Origin of the sequence: Trichocoleus sp. FACHB-90 (assembly GCF_014695505.1) — a bacterium.
GTDB classification, from domain to species: domain Bacteria; phylum Cyanobacteriota; class Cyanobacteriia; order Cyanobacteriales; family FACHB-T130; genus Funiculus; species Funiculus sociatus.
The window spans coordinates 1-16,842 of record NZ_JACJOK010000042.1; the positions used below are offsets into that span (position 1 = coordinate 1).

Genomic DNA, 16,842 nt, shown 5'->3' on the forward strand with positions numbered 1-16,842 from the left:
CTACCGAACTTCAGCAGAAGGCTCCCCAATCCCCAATCCCCAATCCCCAATCCCCAATCCCCAATCCCCAATCCCCAATCCCCATTAACGTCTACACCCAACAAGAACAGGGACACCGCTGGCTCCAGCGATATAGAGGACAGCCAGCGGTGTTTGCTTGTATTTTAGGATTTACTGACACCGCCTTGATCCCCGGCATTTCTGCGGCTGGTGCAACGCCAGAAGATCGACGATACACTGCGATCGCAGATGCGGAATTTTTGTATAACGGCCCTCGCCAACAGCCTCAATACCCTCTACCTCCCCTGCAAGCGGGAGCTTCACCAGTGCTAATCTCTCGCGCTGCAATCGAGGGTCTGAATATTCCAGTTTATTTATTTAATGCAGGTTTGCCCCAGCCGCCGAGTGTCCCAACAATTGATTTGGGGGGCTTTCCAGCCCGGTGTCTCAGTCAAGGAAATGCCCTGGAACTAACAACGGTAAAACATCTGCTCCAGCAGGGGCTTAGATGGGGAGAAAAGCTGGCGGCAAATATTCCCAATGGGTATTTAATTCTGGGCGAGTGTGTGGTCGGGGGAACTACAACGGCTTTGGCTGTTTTAACTGGCTTGGGTTTCCCGGCTGTTGGTAAGGTCAACAGCAGCCACCCCAGTTGCAATCATTCTCAAAAGTGGGCTGTGGTACAAGCTGGGCTACAAGCGGCGAGGATTGGGGAATGGGAAGACAAAAAAGTTGCTGTCTTATCTTCCCCAGTCCCCAGCCCTGGCGAAGCAATTGACCCTTTGCAGCTGGTGGCGGCAATTGGAGATCCGATGCAAGTTGTGGCGACGGGGATGGCGATCGCTGCTAGTCGTAGCTGCGGTGTTTTGCTTGCTGGTGGGACGCAAATGCTGGCTGTATATGCTTTGATGCAGGCAATATCACGTCACTGTAACCTGTCCTGGCAACCAGAACAAGTAGTAGTAGGAACAACCCGCTGGGTGGCAGAAGACTCTACGGGCGACACTGTTGGATTAGCAAAAACTATCAACCCAGTTTCCCTAATGGCTACTGGGCTAAGTTTTGCGGATTCTCGTTACCCTCAACTGAGGGCTTATGAGCAAGGATATGTCAAAGAAGGTATGGGTGCAGGGGGATGCGCGATCGCAGCTACACTAACCCAAGGCTGGCACCAAAAGCAATTACTCTATGCTATTGAAACGTTGATAGAACGTTGTTGAAGTATTGAGTATTCAGTATGAAGTATAAATTTAACTTTTATCCTTCTGACTGTTGCTTAAGAGTGGATTCTTTTAGAAAGTAACTGTTCTTCCAAGGCGGCGATGCGATTATAAGCGGCTGTAAGTTGTGCGGTTAGGCGTTGGATTTGAATTTCCGGCGACAACTCCTTCTCACTACTCTGGAAGTTGCCGTCTAAACCGTTGGTATCAACCAATACATCCTTATGCTCCATCACTGAAGTCATACTGCTGTAGCTTTGATACGAGTAGCGGCTATTATTTGCTCCTATCGGCGGGGGTGTACCAACTTGGACAGGGGCTTGCTTGCTTTGCGACAGAGAGTCAGAGACTTTCTGATTCAGATGTTCGAGCATTTCGTACACGACATCAACTTTATGACTTAAAACGACAATTTGCTTTTGAAGGGAATCCATGCAATTTCCTGGTGTGTAACTTCTCCGATCTTCATGTTATGAAACAACAGTTCAAATAGCGTTTTACTTATCAATTATTTAACTATTGGGTAACATAAATTTTTTCACCAGGGGTTAAGCGTCTGTAAGACGCTGTATCCAGCATCTAGATAGACATGACCGAGCAATTTCTTGGTTGCCCGAATAATAAAATATGACTGGAAAACTCGCGATTTGGAAGCTTTATGGTAAATTTGGCTCTTTTACGGCTATCTTGGTTAATTTTTGTCTTCAATATTAAAAAATTTCTCAGTTAAAAGCATGGTAAAAAAATATACTCAGTAAATACTAAAATGCAGGCTATGTATGATGTTCCGGCGGCGGCAAAAAAATATTGAATGTTATAAATATTGTCTGTACACAAGAACACAAAGTTATGTTAATTTAATCAAATAAGCAAAATCCTTTTTATTGACGTAAATTTAGCCATTTAGAAGAAAAAATGCTCAGCATAAGAGAGTTTTTTACCGCTTGCACAGGAGTATGGACAACCGAAAGAACGTATCATTCTGTCTTAAGCGGTCAGGTGGAACGCTCTTATACAGAATTTCGGGTAGAACCCCTGACGCTGGAACAAAAGCAGCCAACTTTCGAGTTTTACTCGTTAAATGGAATTAAGGTAGACACCGATCAGGTGAAGGAAGATGATCACGTCTGTCCGGGGTTTGCGATCGCGTTTGATACCATCTCCGAAAAGGGCGAACAAGTAGCGATGAGTTTGAAAGCGTTATTTGTGCCAGATGCTTACGTGGTGTCAGAAGAATCGCCAGCCAAAAAGCCTTCTCTACCCATCGCCGCTGATGTTCCCGTCGGGGAAGAAGTCATTGAGGGTTTTTATCTGCGGGATGAGGGATACTCAGAACCAGGAGCGATCGTAGGGCGCTTTACCTATCAGCCTACTCGCCAAACCCTGGAAATGATAACTTACTATCGCCGTTCCGTAGCAGTGGATCAAATGCGGATTGTAGAGGATGATATCCGCTTACGCACGATTATTACCTACGAACGCCCTCAAAACGGCGAACCACCAACGGTTATTGAATTGGTAGGCTTTGGGGTAGAGCGGCGACAGAAAAATTAAATTTCTAGCCCCTGTTTTCACGACAGTTTATGATAAATCGACGGTCTTTTCTGCTGGGTGCTGGAACCCTGGCAATGAGTCAGCTGCTTGCAAGTTGTGGGAGTTCCCAAAACCCAGCTTTAAGAGTCAAACTGCTGAAAAATTCCATTCCCGCTCAGCTATTAAATGAATTTCGCCAGAGCCTAAAGCAATCAGCTACTCTGGATTTTACGCCAGAAACACAATTAAAAGAGTTATTTACCCGTCTGGAAACTTGGCACAAACCAGGGGAGACGGGAAAGGGTTGGATGCGGATACCCTTTATTACAAAAACACCAGTGATTGCTGACTTAGTGACGTTAGGAGATTACTGGTTAGCACAAGCAATAGAACAAAAGCTAATTCAACCAATTGAGCCAACACAGACAGCAGGATGGAAGCAGTTACCGCGTCCTTGGCAAGAATTAGTAAGACGCAATGCACAAGGACAGTTGGACGCTTCGGGAAAGATTTGGGGCGCTCCTTACCGCTGGGGAAGCACTGTTATTGTGTATCGCCGCGATAAATTCAAGGCGTTGGGATGGGAGCCTAGAGATTGGCAGGATTTGTGGCGAGAAGAACTGCGCGATCGCATTTCTGTTTTGGATCAGGCGCGAGAAGTTATTGGTCTAACTTTAAAACGGCTAGGTCATTCTTATAATAGGGAAAACCTGGATAAAGTTCCCGACTTAAAAGACGCTCTTGCTAAATTAAAAGGGCAGATTAAGCTTTACAGTTCCGATACCTATCTGGAACCCCTACTTATAGGAGACACTTGGCTAGCGGTGGGTTGGTCAACTGATGTGCTGCCAGTTCTAAAAAGCGATCGCAACCTCGCCGCCGTAGTTCCTCAGTCAGGAACCGCTCTCTGGGCAGATGTGTGGGTGCGACCTGCTGCTGCTTCCAAGTCTGAAGATACGGCAAATATCTCCTCTCTCCAAAACCAATGGATTGATTTTTGTTGGCAGCAAAAACAAGCCCTAGAAATTTCTTTATTCACTCGCGCCGCCTCACCAATTATCACAGGCATGAATCGCTCTGAGTTACCAAAATCTTTACAGACAAATTCAGTGTTACTGCCAGATACTCAGGTTCTAAAGAATAGCGAATTTCTCTATCCTCTTTCTGAATCTACAGCCCTTAAGTACCTTTCTCTGTGGCAAGAAATCCGCTAAATAAAAAATTCTCGTTCCCAGCCAGAGAGGGGGAACGAGAATTTTTCATCTCTGGTTAGCGTAGGTTGGGAACCTCGCCTAAGCTTCAATTATTTTTAACTTTTTAAGCCATTGAAGGAGGCAGCGCCTCTAATAACTTCGTTCCCAGTTTCTGACTAACAACGAGGATAATTTTTAATTTCTAGACCGAACCCGCCAACTATCCTGACCAATGGATTCTATATTCAGATCGCACACAGGGTTACTGGTACTAAAATCACAGGTGTAGGTAGCCAGTGCCTCATCCGGCTGGTTAACAATAAAAACCCTAGTGCTGTAGCCGAAATCTCTAGCAACCGTACCCATTTTGTTGACAAAGCTATAGCGCCCCATATAGTCCAAAATACTCCAAAGTTGGCGGTTTACTATCAAATCCACCCGACGCTCATTAGGGTACGCTAACCAGTTTTCCAACAGCTTGCCACCGAACTGTTCGTCAGCCCACCAGAGGCTAGGATTTGTTAGCCCTGTCTCTGACATACTATTTGCTGTGATGACATTGCCCCTTGGCGGTGTTGCCTCCGGATTGAGCAGTTTGAATTCTAAAGGTTTGGTAGAAGGCAGCAGTCCGGATGGTGTTTGTGCTTGCACTAAAAAAGGCGATAGACAATAAATAATAGGAAATAAGTAATAAACAATATTTTTTCCTGGTTGCTGTTTCCTGTTTTGTTTTCCTTGAGGTTTCATTTTTACTTACTTTAATCTCGTCTCTATTATTGTCTAGGGATTGTTGGCTAAGGTTCCCGGCTTTAAAAGTGCCTACTACAAGGGGAAAAGCTTAAAGTAACAAACGCTTACCCCTAAATAGCATTGTTTCCATCTCAGCTGCTGGGATGGGACGACTGAACAGATAGCCTTGCATAGCATCGCACTGCTGCTGGCTTAAGAATGCCAGTTCAGCTTCGGTTTCTACTCCTTCCGCCGTGACTTTGAGATTGAGATTGTGAGCCAGTTGAATTACGGCAGTCATAATTGCTTGATTTTGGGCATCGCTGGTGACATCAGAGACAAAAGAACGATCGATTTTTAAGGTATCAAAGGGAAATTGTTTGAGATAGCTCAGGGAAGCATAGCCTGTGCCAAAATCATCAATGGCTATGTGAATGCCCAGTTGTTTCAATTCGTTTAAGGTAGCGATCGCGCCTGTAGCATTTTCCACCAAAATGCTCTCAGTCAGCTCTAAGCCCAAAGTAGTTGGATTAACACCGACACTTTCTAATATCTGCACAATTCGCTGACTCAGCTCCGGTTGACTGAATTGCCGCCCCGACAAATTCACCGACACCCGGAACGATGAAAATCCAGCATCTCGCCATCTCTGAGCTTGAGCGCAGGCAGTTTGCAACACCCACTCCCCAAGCGGAACAATCAAGCCTGTCTCCTCTGCCAGAGGAATAAACTCTGCTGGTGAAACCATTCCCCGGACGGGGTGCTGCCAACGCACCAAGGCTTCAGCACCGATGATTTTCCCACAGGAAAGATTTACAATCGGCTGATAATAAACATGAAATTGTTTTTGTTCTAAGGCATGACGCAGACTCGCTTCTAGCTCCAGTTCTTCGCTAGAACCAACATTTATATCTGGAGTGTAAAACTGATAGTTATTCCCCTGAAGTTTTTGGGTATAAAACATCGCCGCTGAAGCTTTCTTCATCAGGCTATCTAGATCCTGCCCATTACTTGGATAAAAGGCAATGCCAATGCTGGCAGAGAGGAAAACTTCACCGCTTTCTAAGGTGAAAGATTCATTAATAGATGACACTATGGTTTGGGCAACACTGGCAACCATTTGTCTTTGACTTAAGGTTGCTAGAATAATTACAAATTGATCTGCATTCAAGCGAGCGATAGTGTCCTGTTTGCTAAGACAGGCTGTTATCCGTTCGGCGATTTTTTTAACTAATCTGTCGCTATTTTGATTTCCTAACCCCTCGTTAATGCGGTTGAACCGATCCAATCCCAGGTATAGAAGTGGAACCCAACTATGGAAGGAAGCTTCGCTGATGGGGATTTGGGATGGTGAGAATGTAGATTCTAATTCCTCGCTGCTCCTCAACCCGTCTAGCTCTCTCCCCCGCTCCCTGTTGTCTATTATTTGACTGAACCGTTCTCGCAATAGCAACCGATTGGGAAGGTTAGTAATGTTGTCGTAATAAAGTAAGTGATTTAGTCTTTCTGCTGCCTGTCTGAGTGCCACGGTATAGGGTTGAGTAATGGCTGTTTGTCTTTTTAAGCGGGCAGCGATCGCGCCTAGCAGTTCATCTGGCGTACACGGCTTAGTTACATAGTCGTCCGCGCCAAGCTCCATACCTTGACGCAAATCTCCTCGTTCAGCCTTAGCGCTCAGGAAAATGAAGGGAATTGTCGCCGTCATTGGATCTTGACGTAGTGTTTTCAGCACCCCATAACCGTCCAGTTCGGGCATCATAACATCACAAATAATTAAATCGGGGCCGATAGCCCTTGCCATTTGTACCCCGATTAAGCCATTTTCTGCACCAGTAGCATCGAAATTTTCCGCCTCCAGCAGTTCTAAAATGTTGTACCGGACAAATTCTTCGTCTTCTATTACTAAAATCTTTTTCATAGCTTTCTAGTAGTCTTGTCCTTTTCTCTATAATTAACAACTGCTTGCTAACGACCACTTCACAACAAGCGCAGTATCCACATCATCCCTATCTTTGACTATTTATTTACATTTTTGAACCCTGTTAACTTGTTAATTATAGCTAATTCTGTTTTTACCAGAAAACGTCACGGCTATTGCTAATTCCGTGAAAAATTGCTTTGTTTAGGCTTCCGTTTTCTAAACAAGCGTTAATATTTTTATTATTCATCTATAATCCTGCTTTTTTATAAGCAAAAGAAATTTATTGGGAATATTTGAAAATTTTTGGGAATATTTGATTAAATAAGAGAGCAAATCGCTCTCTTGTTTGGGCAGTAATTTTTATTTAATTCAACCTTGGAGACGTTTCTGCTATAGACAAAATTCGGCTTTGCTGAATGGAAAGAACCTTTTTAGGGACTGGGGACTGGGAGGACAAGGAAGCTTTCCCGAAGTCTACCCAATCCCCAATCCCTAATCCCCAATCCCCAATCCCACGATAGTTATTCCCAAAGCCGACGGCCAGCTTGCCCATTGAGACGCTGGTGCGAGTCTCGCAAAAGAGCTGGGATGTCCAGATTTTGGGGACAATGGGGCAGACAATCACCACAGTCGGTGCAGCGATCGCCTTTGCTTCCCCAAAACCAGTGACCCGCGTTTTCAAACATCCGGTAGCGGTATTTACCATACTCGGTCATGTCGTAAGCAACAGCTAAATTCCGCAGCCGCAACACTTCTGGGATATTGATATTTTCTGGACAAGGTAAGCAGGCGTAGCATTGGCTACACAGGTCAGTAGAGAGAGTCTCTACTAAATGAGTTTCCAAGCGCCCAAGAACTTCAACTTCCGCCTGGGTCAGAAATTCATCGCCCTCAGCCACAGTCAAAGGCTCCCTCAGTTCCTCTGGGTTAGCTGCACCTATACTGAGGGTGGTAATCCGGCGATCGCTTAATAAAAATTTGTAATTTAGCTCCAGCGGCGAGAAAGGTTGACACAGATGTTTCAGGGTTTCTGGTGGAGTGTAGAGTTGTCCTCCTTTATCTGCTGGCGAAATAATAAAAACGCCCATATCCTTTTGGTGAGCCAACTCAACCGCTGGGGCATTGTGCTGAAAGAAGTAGTAATAGTGCAGGTTAACAAATTCAAACAGGTCGGTGTTAATCGCCGCCAGAATGACCTCTAGCGGTGCGTGAGTGGAAAAACCAACGTGTCGGACGCGATCGCTATTTACGGCTTCTGCTACCGCCTCCATACAGCCGGACTGCACCCAGTCCAGATGTTCCCAAGTATTGATGCCATGAATTGCCAGACAATCCACGTAGTCCAGCTGTAGTCTCAACAGCGACTCGTCGATGCACTGACGCATAGTATCAGCGTCAGGTGTCGGCGGAATTTTGGTAGTGATGTAAAGCTGCTCTCGTGACAGAGGTAATCCAGCTTTTAAGGCAGCACCAAGATACTGCTCGCTTTTGCCATAACCTCTAGCCGTTTCTAAGTGATTAATTCCTAAAGAAACAGCTTGCTGTACCGTCTGGCGTGCATTTTCTTCAGAAGCCAGACAGCGCATAGTTCCTATAGAAAACACCGATAGTGGTAGATTCGTTTTTCCAAACCGCCGATAACGCATATCAATTTTGGATTTTTAATTTTGGATTTTGGATTAAATAGCGCTTAGTCAAGCTATGAATCTTTACTTGGAGGCTAGATGCCCTAATTCTTCAATCTAAAATCCAAAATTAAAAATTGCTACTCGCTCAAACCTCCTCGCTGAATCAAATCCTCTGGTCGGAGCTTGGAGACAAAATCTCGGAAGGCTCGGCGTTCTGCCTCGTCAGCATCGCGGTCAACGGGAATTGAGGCATCGGCAACGACTTCTTCCATCACCCAGATGGGACTATCAGTGCGGATGGCAACAGCGATCGCATCGCTAGGACGAGCATCAATCTCCTTCTTTACCTCACCTTGGCGAACGCTCAGGATCGCGTAAAATGTATTGTCCTGAAGCGAGTGAATAATGATTCTCTCCAGAGTCATATTCCACGCTTCTAAAATATTGACAATCAAATCGTGAGTGAGAGGGCGGGGAGGAGTCTGTTTTTCTAAAGCACTGATAATTGCCTTTGCCTGATCTTGTCCAATGTAGATTGGCAATGCCCGTCGCTCCGAAGCATCTTTGAGCAATACTATCGGACTGCGCGTGACGGCATCTAATGCAATTCCAGCAACTCTCATTTCAATCATCAGCTTGGCCTCTAGAACACGGTAGGCGTCGGGGTGGGTAAAGCAAAGCTATAAACTGGTATTAGACGGATCTGGGATTTAACAAATACGCTTGCGGTTCTAATCACCTTACCAAGCGACGGTACAACCAGCTGTGAAGACTTGGTTAAGTTGGGATCAACCAAGCTGTATTTCCCAGTATGCCGCAGTCTTAGGTCGATTGGGCTGGGAATTTTACTAAAAAATATAGACCTAGTATTGTCCGTTGCTAATTGCTAAGTGCTAATTGCTAAGTGCTAATTGTTTTTAATCCATTAGCCAGAGCCATTAGCCAGAGACTAATCACCGTTATTTACCTAATTTCAGCGAAAAATAGTGTTTACCGGATTAATTCAAGCATTGGGAACCATTTATCCCTTGGGAGAAGACCGCTTTGAGCTTTCAGCCCTTGGAGATGCCTCCCAGATGATTTTACCGACTCTTGCGATCGGTGACAGTGTGGCAGTTGATGGCGTTTGTCTGACGGTTGAGGAGATTTTACCCGAAGGTTTTGTGGCAGCCGCTTCTCCGGAAACTCTCAAACGCACAACTTTGGGACAGCGACAGCAAGCCGCCGCCTATGTGAATTTAGAAACGTCTCTACGGGTTGGCAGCAAGCTGGGGGGACATTTTGTGACTGGCCACGTAGACGGAATTGGCTATTTAAAGGAATCTTTACAAAGCTCTAACTCTTGGGAGATGCGCTTTGCGGCACCTGCGGAAGTTGCTCGGTACATCATCCCCAAAGGCAGCATTGCTGTCAATGGGGTGAGTCTAACGGTGGCAGATTGCGACCAGGCTGGCAGCTGGTTTACGGTTGCTGTAATTCCTCACAGTTATGCCGAGACGAATCTTGCTTATTTACAGACTGGCGGTTTGGTAAATTTGGAAGCCGATATTCTGGGCAAATACGTAGAAAAATTTCTGCGTAATCCAGCTATTGCGGTTGAGGAAGAGGCACCCGCTACTATTGGTTTGCATAATATTACACCCTCATTCTTGGCAGAACACGGGTATCTGTGAAAGGGTGTAGCTATGTTTCTCCGAATCTTGGGGTAAGACAGGTCAAAGGCAAAAGAGAGAAAAAAATATTAATCTTTTGCCTTTGACTTTTACCTTCTTAACTGTCTGGTTGCATTGTTTGAGGAGTTGTTTGAGGAGTTGTTTGAGGAGTTGTTTGAGGAGTTGTTTGAGGAGGTGCCTGGGCTACTTGTAAGGCTTTGATCAGTTGCGCCAAACCATACTCTAGTTGAGCGCCTGAGTTCATCGCCGTCCAGCCTGACTCGGTTAACTGGCGGACTTCAAAGTGGAGATGGGGGCCTGTGGAATTGCCAGTGCTGCCAACTCGCCCAATTACGGTTCCCTGTTCGATAACTTGACCTGGTTGGACAAGGATTTCTGAGAGGTGAGCGTAGAGGGTTTCTTGGGTTTCGTTGTGCTGGAGAACAATGGATTGACCGTAACCGCCCATCCAGTCCGCGATCGCTACTTTACCAGCGTATGCTGCTAGAACTGGCGTTCCCATCGGTGCGCCGAGGTCAGTACCTGCGTGGAATCTGCGACTACCGGAAATCGGATGCACCCGCCAGCCAAACATTGAGGTAATTGGTGCCGGAACCGCCAGTGGGAAAATTAAGCTGGTGTTGCCGTTGCTCAAGCCTCGAAAAATGGTAGGAATTGGGGGCTTGTAACTGGGTACATTTTGTGGTGTGTACTCGCGTTCAGACTGGAAGTTGGAAGCGATCGCAGGCGCTGAGGAGGAAGTCCTGTTGCGACGATAACGAGTGCGATTACTGCGATCGCGAATCGGCCCAATTTGCACAGGCCCAGCAGATGCCAACAGGGTTCCCCGGCGGTTATTGCGTTCTAGCCTAGATGCCAGACGAGAGCGGCGTAACCCGGAGCGGTTTCCTACAGCCCTAATAGCTTCTGTTACTTCAGCGCGATTCCCGGACTCTCTAGCCCTAATAGCTTGCCTTACCTCATTTCCGTAGGTTCTACGGCTTCTGGGAGACGAAGCTAGGTTAGCGGTTACGCGATCGCGTCTTCTGGAGGCTACCCTACCACCACCACAAAGTCCGCCGGATACTCCCTCTGTGCTTTGTAAAACACTTTGACATCCAGTTGAGCGTTCCGACAACACAACCTCAGGCGGTTCCTCATAAGAGCCACTAGGCTCCTCGCCTCCACTCGTCGCCCCAAGACTGTAATCTGTAGGGTCGATGTAGTTATTGTTGTAGTCGCTGGATGCAATCTCTGTCTCCCCTGATGTGCTGGGTGCAAGCTTAGGAGGCTTCACATAAGAAATCCCGTTCGGCTCCAACAAATTTGGGGCAGACAGTTCTGGTTCTCTAGATACGGCAGTTGACTCCACTGCTGGTGCTGACCGACGGCGGCGAACTACAGTAGGCTCGGCGGCGGGTGAATAGCGGCGGCGGAAAGCAGTTGAAGCTTGCTCTAATTCTGGTGCCAAACGGCGACGGCGGGAAGCAATTGGCTTTGGTGTTGAGCGACGGCGGCGGGAAGCAACTGGCTTTTCTGAACGACGGCGAACTGCACTAGGCTCTGACGCTGTTGGTGCCGAGCGACGACGGGGGACAAAAGCCCGCTCTGGTTGTGCAATAGAGCGGCGACGTGCAGCCGGAGGTGCTGGCGGACGCGGCGAGTTTGACTCAAATCTTACAACAGGCGGTGCTTCTTGGGTTGTGGACGAGCCTATGTTGTCTATACTCGGATCGGTCTGCGCCACAACCCAGCCGCTGCTGATAACTCCGATACCGCCAATCCAACTCAGTCCCTGCATCAGCACTTTACGGCGGCAGAACAAGCCAAACAAAGTACAACTAGGGTGGTTTCGCTCTTGCATTTGGGAATCACTCCTCATTTCACTGGCTCTCAATAGTTAAGTCTGGTAAGTCTTCACCCATTTCACCCTGGAGCTGGAAAAATCACCGTTCATAGCCCAGACTGATTGTACCGGGCTGGAGGCAAATTTCTTCGGCTACGGCTCCTGAGTGCAAGCGGACTCGCAGTTCGCCAGTAGGTGCGACTCCCACAACGACTCCAGAACGTCCGTCTACGATTACACAACGACCCTTGCTAGTGAGAAGCTCTAAGTAAGAGGGTAACAGAGTCTCTATCTGTTTCGGCGAGGCGTATTGGTATCCGGTAAAAATTCCCTGTAGAGTAATTGCTGCTAAACTTTCCAGGGATGGAATTACTTGTTGTGGTTGCTGTTCAAAGAATGATTGTAGATTAATTCCAGTTTCAGGTACTGGGTTAGCCCAGTTAATCCCTACGCCTACGACTGCTTTGGTAATTTTTCCCTGCTGCACTCTAGTTTCGGTGAGAATGCCGCCTAGTTTGCGCCCCCAAAGTATTAAATCGTTGGGCCATTTAATAAATACTGGGATGCTGTGACTACGCAATGCTGTGGCAATTCCCCAAGCACTGCATAAAGTCAGAAGAGCGCTATTTGTAGCTGGTAGATTGGGAGCAAGGGCTAGGGATAGGTAAAGTCCACCAAGGTTTGATTGCCATTGGCGGCCCCACTGACCCCGCCCAGCAGTTTGTTCAAGAGCGATCGCTACCGTTCCCGTTTCTGCCCCTTGCTCCATCAATTTCCAGACGGTTTGGTTGGTGGAGGGAAGTGTCTCAAATATATGATAGGAAAGCTTTAGAGGCACTTCCCCTATCGAGGCTTCCAGCCAATGTTGATTAAATGCCACATTTTAGACCAGTTGCAATAACCCGCCAGAGATTAAAATTTCTGGCTAATAGCCTTTAGTCATCTTAAGAGGACTAAAGGCTGATTATATAAAGATTTCAGTCTATTTTAAGGGACTTTCGCTATTAGCCAAGAAATAAATTTCTTGGCTAGGTTGGAGGCTTATTGAGAATGGGGGAAGATGTCAATTAAATGCCGCTGATGCAAAATCACTAATTGGTTACGTAAGTTAGCATGATTTCACTGACATTTGAGGAGTGTTAACAGATGGCAATGCTTTCCCGCACCGATCTGAATTTAGGAGCAGGAGAATCGCAAAATCTTACTAATATCTGGAATTGGCATAATTGGGAAGGATTGCCCTATTTGACTTGTAGCTTGCTAAGAAACTGGCCTCACGGTTTTTTTACGCAACAATTTTCGCCACGCTATCCGGCGGAATTAGTGGGGGTTTTACAGCCCGACGCTCAGGTTTATCGAGTTAAACAGGTGCATGGCAATGTTGTGATGACACCTTCCCAAATCGAAGGCGCTGCCGATTGTCAAGAGTTACCCCCTGCTGATGGGATAGTGACGGAACTTGCCCAGCAGTCGGTGTGGGTAGCAAGTGCTGATTGTACTCCGGTTTTGATTGCTGATACTCAGACGGGGCAGGTGGGGGCAGTTCATGCAGGTTGGCGCGGTACTGCCCGGAAAATTGTTCCGCAAGCGATCGCTCAGCTTCTAGCAAACGGCTCTCAACTACAAAATCTGCGTGTGGCGATGGGGCCTGCGATCGCTGGAGAAGTTTATCAGCTTTCTGTTAATGTAGCGGCTGAAGTTGGAGCTAGTATTATACCACAGCTAGACCCAGAGAAAGATTTGGAAGCAATTTTGGATGCCTTACAGCAGTTGTCAAATTCGCCTCTGTTGCCAGATCCACAACCAGGACGGGTGCGCTTGGATGTGCGGCGAGTCAACGAGTTGCAACTCGAACAGATGGGAATTAGTAGCGAACAAGTAGGCGTAGCACCTCACTGCACCTACCAGGAACCAGAATTTTTCTTCTCTTATCGGCGGGACAAGCTGAAAAAAGTTCAATGGTCAGGCATTGTTAGCATCTAGAGAGCCAGAAAGCCTTCCGTTGTCCAGGCTTTCTTTGTTCGGCCTTGACTACTCTTCGGGAAGGCGAAGCACCTACAGTTGTTAAGGCTATATAAAGGAAAAAATCGCCTCCAGTTCATGACCTGGAGGCGATCGCTATATCGCTTTTCTAACTCAAGTTAGCAGTACCCTAGTGTTGGCAACTCGTCTCCTGTAGTCAAGAGCGCGAGTTGCACATTTTTCCTCAAATCAGAGCATCAGCATTTGATTGAGTGGTAGCTACTATTGACCTGTAGCGGGTAAGCCTGTGGTACCTGTGCCGGTGCCTGTACCTGTACCTGTACCCGTGCCGGTGCCACCTGTACCTGTACCTGTACCCGTGCCAGTGCCAGTGCCTGTACCTGTACCACCCGCGCCCGTGCCGGTGCCGGTGCCTGCGCCTGTACCTGTGCCGGTGCCTGTACCACTGCTGGTGCCAGTGCCGCTACTAGGAGTTGTAGAGGTTCCGTTATCGTCGTCGTCGTTATCGTCATCGTCACCGTCGTCGTCACCTTGCTCAGTGGTTGTGCCAGAAGGTGTTGCCGGTGCGGTTGTGGTGCCTGTGCTAGGGGTTGTAGGGGTTGTAGAGGTTCCGTTATCGTCGTCGTCGTTATCGTCGTCGTCGTTGTCGAAACCTTGGGGGTTAGAAACCTGAGTTGTCGGAATCTCATACAGACCAGTCATACCAGGAATGAGCTTACTTCCTGGCCCTACTTGCTGCCAAGCTTGCACTACCCGACCTTGGTCTTTCTTGTCTTTGTAATGACCGTAGGCGTTACCGCGACCGTTATTTTGGCGCTCAACCAGCAAAATGCGATCGTTACTACCGCGCTCAACGGATACGCTGACGCTGGTATTGCCGCCAGGAGCGAAAACGGGGTAGAGCCTTGAAGAACTGCTGATGAAAGCATTATTAAGGGCGATCAGGTTGATGGTTTGCTCGTTGTAAAGTGTGACAGTCGTGCCTGAGCCTGAGCCTGAGCCTGAGCCTGAGCCACTGCCACTGGCTGTACCTGTGCCTGAGCCACTGCCTGAGCCTGAGCCTGTACCTGTGCCAACACCAGTACCAGTACCTGAGCCTGAGCCTGAGCCTGTACCTGTGCCGACACCAGTACCAGTGCCTGAGCCTGAGCCTGTACCTGTGCCGACACCAGTACCAGTACCTGAGCCTGTACCTGAACCACTACCACTGCCGCCGCCGAAGCTGCCGCCGCCGCTGCCGAAGCTGCCGCTACCGCCGAAGCTGCCGCTGAAGCTGCCGCCGCCACTGCTGTAGTAGTTATCGATGTTAACGTTATTGTTCAGGTTAATGGCGAATTGCTGGTTTTGGGAAGAGTAGAAGCCAATGTTGTTGCTTGTATTTGCGCCAGCGCCATAGCTATAGCTGCTGTTGCTGTAGAAATTGTTGGTGGTGCCGCTAGCAGAAGCATCGTATGAAGCGAAGTTACTGGCGATCGCACCTACCTTGAATTGGGTACGACCCAGACTATCTCCCTTGGCTGTGAAACCATTAGAGCCATCTTGCTTAAATTCAAACTCAGTTCGGCTCTGCGGGCTTACATAGCTAACAGTGCTGCCACCTGTCACCGTCGTGATGCCAACACCTTCGCCTTTAACTTTAAAGTCGATCGGAGAAGTGTTCATACCAGATGAAAGTTTCAGTTCGCGGATGTTAGATCCACCCAGTTGAATGTCAGCGCCATTTACGGTGCCTTCGACCGTGAATTTTTGGTCTCCTTGACCCTCAATTTTGAATTTGGTTTGGGCAGTATCGCTTTTGAAAGCTAGCTTGCTGTCAGTGTTGCTGAAGCTTTGAGCGATCGTTGTGCTGCTAGTTGTGCTGTCGTCCCCAGTGCCGCCTGTGGTGGTGCCGCCTGTTGCTGTGGTGGTGCCGCCTGTGGTGCCAGTGCCGCCTGTGGTGGTGCCGCCTGTTGCTGTGGTGCCAGTGCCGCCTGTGGTGGTGCCGCCTGTGGTGGTGCCGCCTGTGTTGCTGCCTGTGGTGCCTGTGGTGGTGCCGCTTGTGGTGGTGCCGCCTGTGTTGCTGCCTGTGGTCGTGCCTGTGGTGGTGCCGCCTGTGGTGGTGCCACCTGTGGTCGTGCCTGTGGTCGTGCCTGTGGTCGTGCCTGTGGTCGTGCCTGTGGTCGTGCCGCCTGTGGCGGTGGAAGTGGTACTAGGTTGCTCGGCAAAAGTGTTAGTTAAGGTTCCGAATCCTTTGCCCTCAATCTCGAATTTTGTTCGTTGCCCCACAACAACTGGAGGAACATTAGGAGTGGTGCCAGTTCCGGCACTGAAACGAACAGTTGGAGGCAAAGCAATGGAACCCGAAGTCAGTTGTCCATTATAGGCACCAACTTGCAGGAACCCACTTCTGGAATTAAAGTTTGTCTGAGACTGAGTAGATAGCGTAATAGGTGCAACTGGCAGGAAAACCGGTGGAGCGTTACCTGCCACCTTAGGAGTAATCAACGAGCCTGTCAAAAAGGCATCGGTGGTAAATGAATTTAGTTTGAAGTCTATTCTTGTCGGGACATTGGTGAACGGAACCAGAAAACCGTTAGATGTAGCGGCTATCCCAGATAAGCCGCCTAGTAATGTAGCTTCGTCACCCGCTCCAGGAGTACCAACGTTGCCAGCACCCGTATCTTTGAAACTGGCTGCTTGTGGTTTGAAAGTAGCAGTGTTTGTGTTTCCGGAAGTGGTTTGAAGTTGAAGACTGTTGACAGTAGCATCAAACAGAACTGGAGCGTTAGGAGTGGAGCCTAATTGATTTTGTATCGTTGAAAAGAAGGCAGCTGTTCCTGCGACTGTACCGCCTGTAATCTGAACCCTCTGGGCTTGTCCGCTTGTAGTTGTAGTCGAAGTCGAAGTAGCTTGTTGGGCTTGAGCGTTGGAGGCAAGAGCGATCGCTAAGCCTCCGGCTAGACCTAAACAAACAGCATACTTATTTGATTTAGCAATCATGTAAGGACTCCATCAGTGAGTGAATAAGAGTGAATAACAATGTAAGGAACCGTTCTAGCCCAACTCGATACTCAACAAGGGAAAATAATTGCTTCTGGAATTCATCCTGAGCAAGCTCAGAACTAGAAGTAATAGAAAGTAATAAACAAGGTTCTGAT

Annotated in this window: 14 protein-coding genes; 5 read left to right on the plus strand and 9 right to left on the minus strand. The window is 47.9% G+C overall.

Annotated features, from left to right (window positions below; translation table 11 throughout):
• The first annotated feature begins 77 nt into the window (after positions 1–77).
• Positions 78–1,220: a nicotinate mononucleotide-dependent phosphoribosyltransferase CobT gene (gene cobT / locus H6F74_RS12205; protein WP_190441380.1), complete on the plus strand. Its 1,143-nt coding sequence runs from the start codon at positions 78–80 to the stop codon at positions 1,218–1,220.
• A 56-nt stretch (positions 1,221–1,276) separates the two neighbouring features.
• On the opposite strand, the gene H6F74_RS12210 is transcribed toward cobT, so the two are convergent.
• On the minus strand, positions 1,277–1,654 hold the full coding sequence (locus H6F74_RS12210; RefSeq protein WP_190441248.1) for a hypothetical protein: 378 nt from the start codon (positions 1,652–1,654) through the stop codon (positions 1,277–1,279).
• Between the two features lie 481 nt (positions 1,655–2,135).
• Here H6F74_RS12210 and H6F74_RS12215 point away from each other — a divergent pair, with 481 nt between their 5' ends.
• Together H6F74_RS12215 and H6F74_RS12220 are read left to right on the plus strand one after the other, a co-directional pair.
• Positions 2,136–2,774: a phycobiliprotein lyase gene (locus H6F74_RS12215; RefSeq protein WP_190441249.1), complete on the plus strand. Its 639-nt coding sequence runs from the start codon at positions 2,136–2,138 to the stop codon at positions 2,772–2,774.
• Positions 2,775–2,803: 29 nt separating this feature from the next.
• On the plus strand, positions 2,804–3,967 hold the full coding sequence (locus H6F74_RS12220) for an extracellular solute-binding protein (RefSeq protein ID WP_199301141.1): 1,164 nt from the start codon (positions 2,804–2,806) through the stop codon (positions 3,965–3,967).
• A gap of 174 nt (positions 3,968–4,141) precedes the next feature.
• On the opposite strand, the gene H6F74_RS12225 is transcribed toward H6F74_RS12220, so the two are convergent.
• The 5 genes from H6F74_RS12225 to H6F74_RS12240 form a co-directional block, all read right to left on the minus strand.
• On the minus strand, positions 4,142–4,693 hold the full coding sequence (locus H6F74_RS12225) for a hypothetical protein (RefSeq protein WP_199301143.1): 552 nt from the start codon (positions 4,691–4,693) through the stop codon (positions 4,142–4,144).
• A 91-nt stretch (positions 4,694–4,784) separates the two neighbouring features.
• On the minus strand, positions 4,785–6,593 hold the full coding sequence (locus tag H6F74_RS12230) for a GGDEF domain-containing response regulator (protein ID WP_190441251.1): 1,809 nt from the start codon (positions 6,591–6,593) through the stop codon (positions 4,785–4,787).
• Positions 6,594–6,960: 367 nt separating this feature from the next.
• A complete protein-coding gene (locus H6F74_RS29635; protein WP_206756308.1) occupies positions 6,961–7,149 on the minus strand; it encodes a hypothetical protein in 189 nt (62 codons plus the stop codon).
• Entirely contained in the window at positions 7,118–8,242 is a 1,125-nt protein-coding gene (locus H6F74_RS12235) for an aldo/keto reductase (RefSeq protein WP_190441253.1), read from the minus strand. Before H6F74_RS12235 ends, H6F74_RS29635 begins: the two co-directional genes overlap by 32 nt.
• A 119-nt stretch (positions 8,243–8,361) precedes the next feature.
• Complete coding sequence (locus tag H6F74_RS12240; protein ID WP_190426754.1) at positions 8,362–8,856, minus strand: bifunctional nuclease family protein; 495 nt, start codon at positions 8,854–8,856, stop codon at positions 8,362–8,364.
• A gap of 354 nt (positions 8,857–9,210) precedes the next feature.
• On the opposite strand from H6F74_RS12240, the gene H6F74_RS12245 reads away from it, so the two are divergent.
• Positions 9,211–9,897: a riboflavin synthase gene (locus H6F74_RS12245; RefSeq protein WP_190441254.1), complete on the plus strand. Its 687-nt coding sequence runs from the start codon at positions 9,211–9,213 to the stop codon at positions 9,895–9,897.
• Positions 9,898–9,994: 97 nt separating this feature from the next.
• Here H6F74_RS12245 and H6F74_RS29985 read toward each other — a convergent pair whose 3' ends face one another.
• Entirely contained in the window at positions 9,995–11,740 is a 1,746-nt protein-coding gene (locus H6F74_RS29985; protein ID WP_242022035.1) for a M23 family metallopeptidase, read from the minus strand.
• A gap of 82 nt (positions 11,741–11,822) precedes the next feature.
• Positions 11,823–12,602, minus strand: coding sequence for a biotin--[acetyl-CoA-carboxylase] ligase (locus tag H6F74_RS12255; protein ID WP_190441257.1), 780 nt, complete (start codon positions 12,600–12,602; stop codon positions 11,823–11,825).
• 266 nt (positions 12,603–12,868) lie between these two features.
• Here H6F74_RS12255 and pgeF point away from each other — a divergent pair, with 266 nt between their 5' ends.
• The gene (gene pgeF / locus H6F74_RS12260) at positions 12,869–13,705 is read left to right on the plus strand and encodes a peptidoglycan editing factor PgeF (protein ID WP_347269509.1); all 837 of its coding nucleotides are present in this window, start codon (positions 12,869–12,871) and stop codon (positions 13,703–13,705) included.
• A gap of 261 nt (positions 13,706–13,966) precedes the next feature.
• On the opposite strand, the gene H6F74_RS12265 is transcribed toward pgeF, so the two are convergent.
• Positions 13,967–16,684 (minus strand): hypothetical protein, encoded by a 2,718-nt coding sequence (locus H6F74_RS12265; RefSeq protein WP_190441401.1) that lies wholly within the window; start codon positions 16,682–16,684, stop codon positions 13,967–13,969.
• Positions 16,685–16,842: the final 158 nt, after the last annotated feature.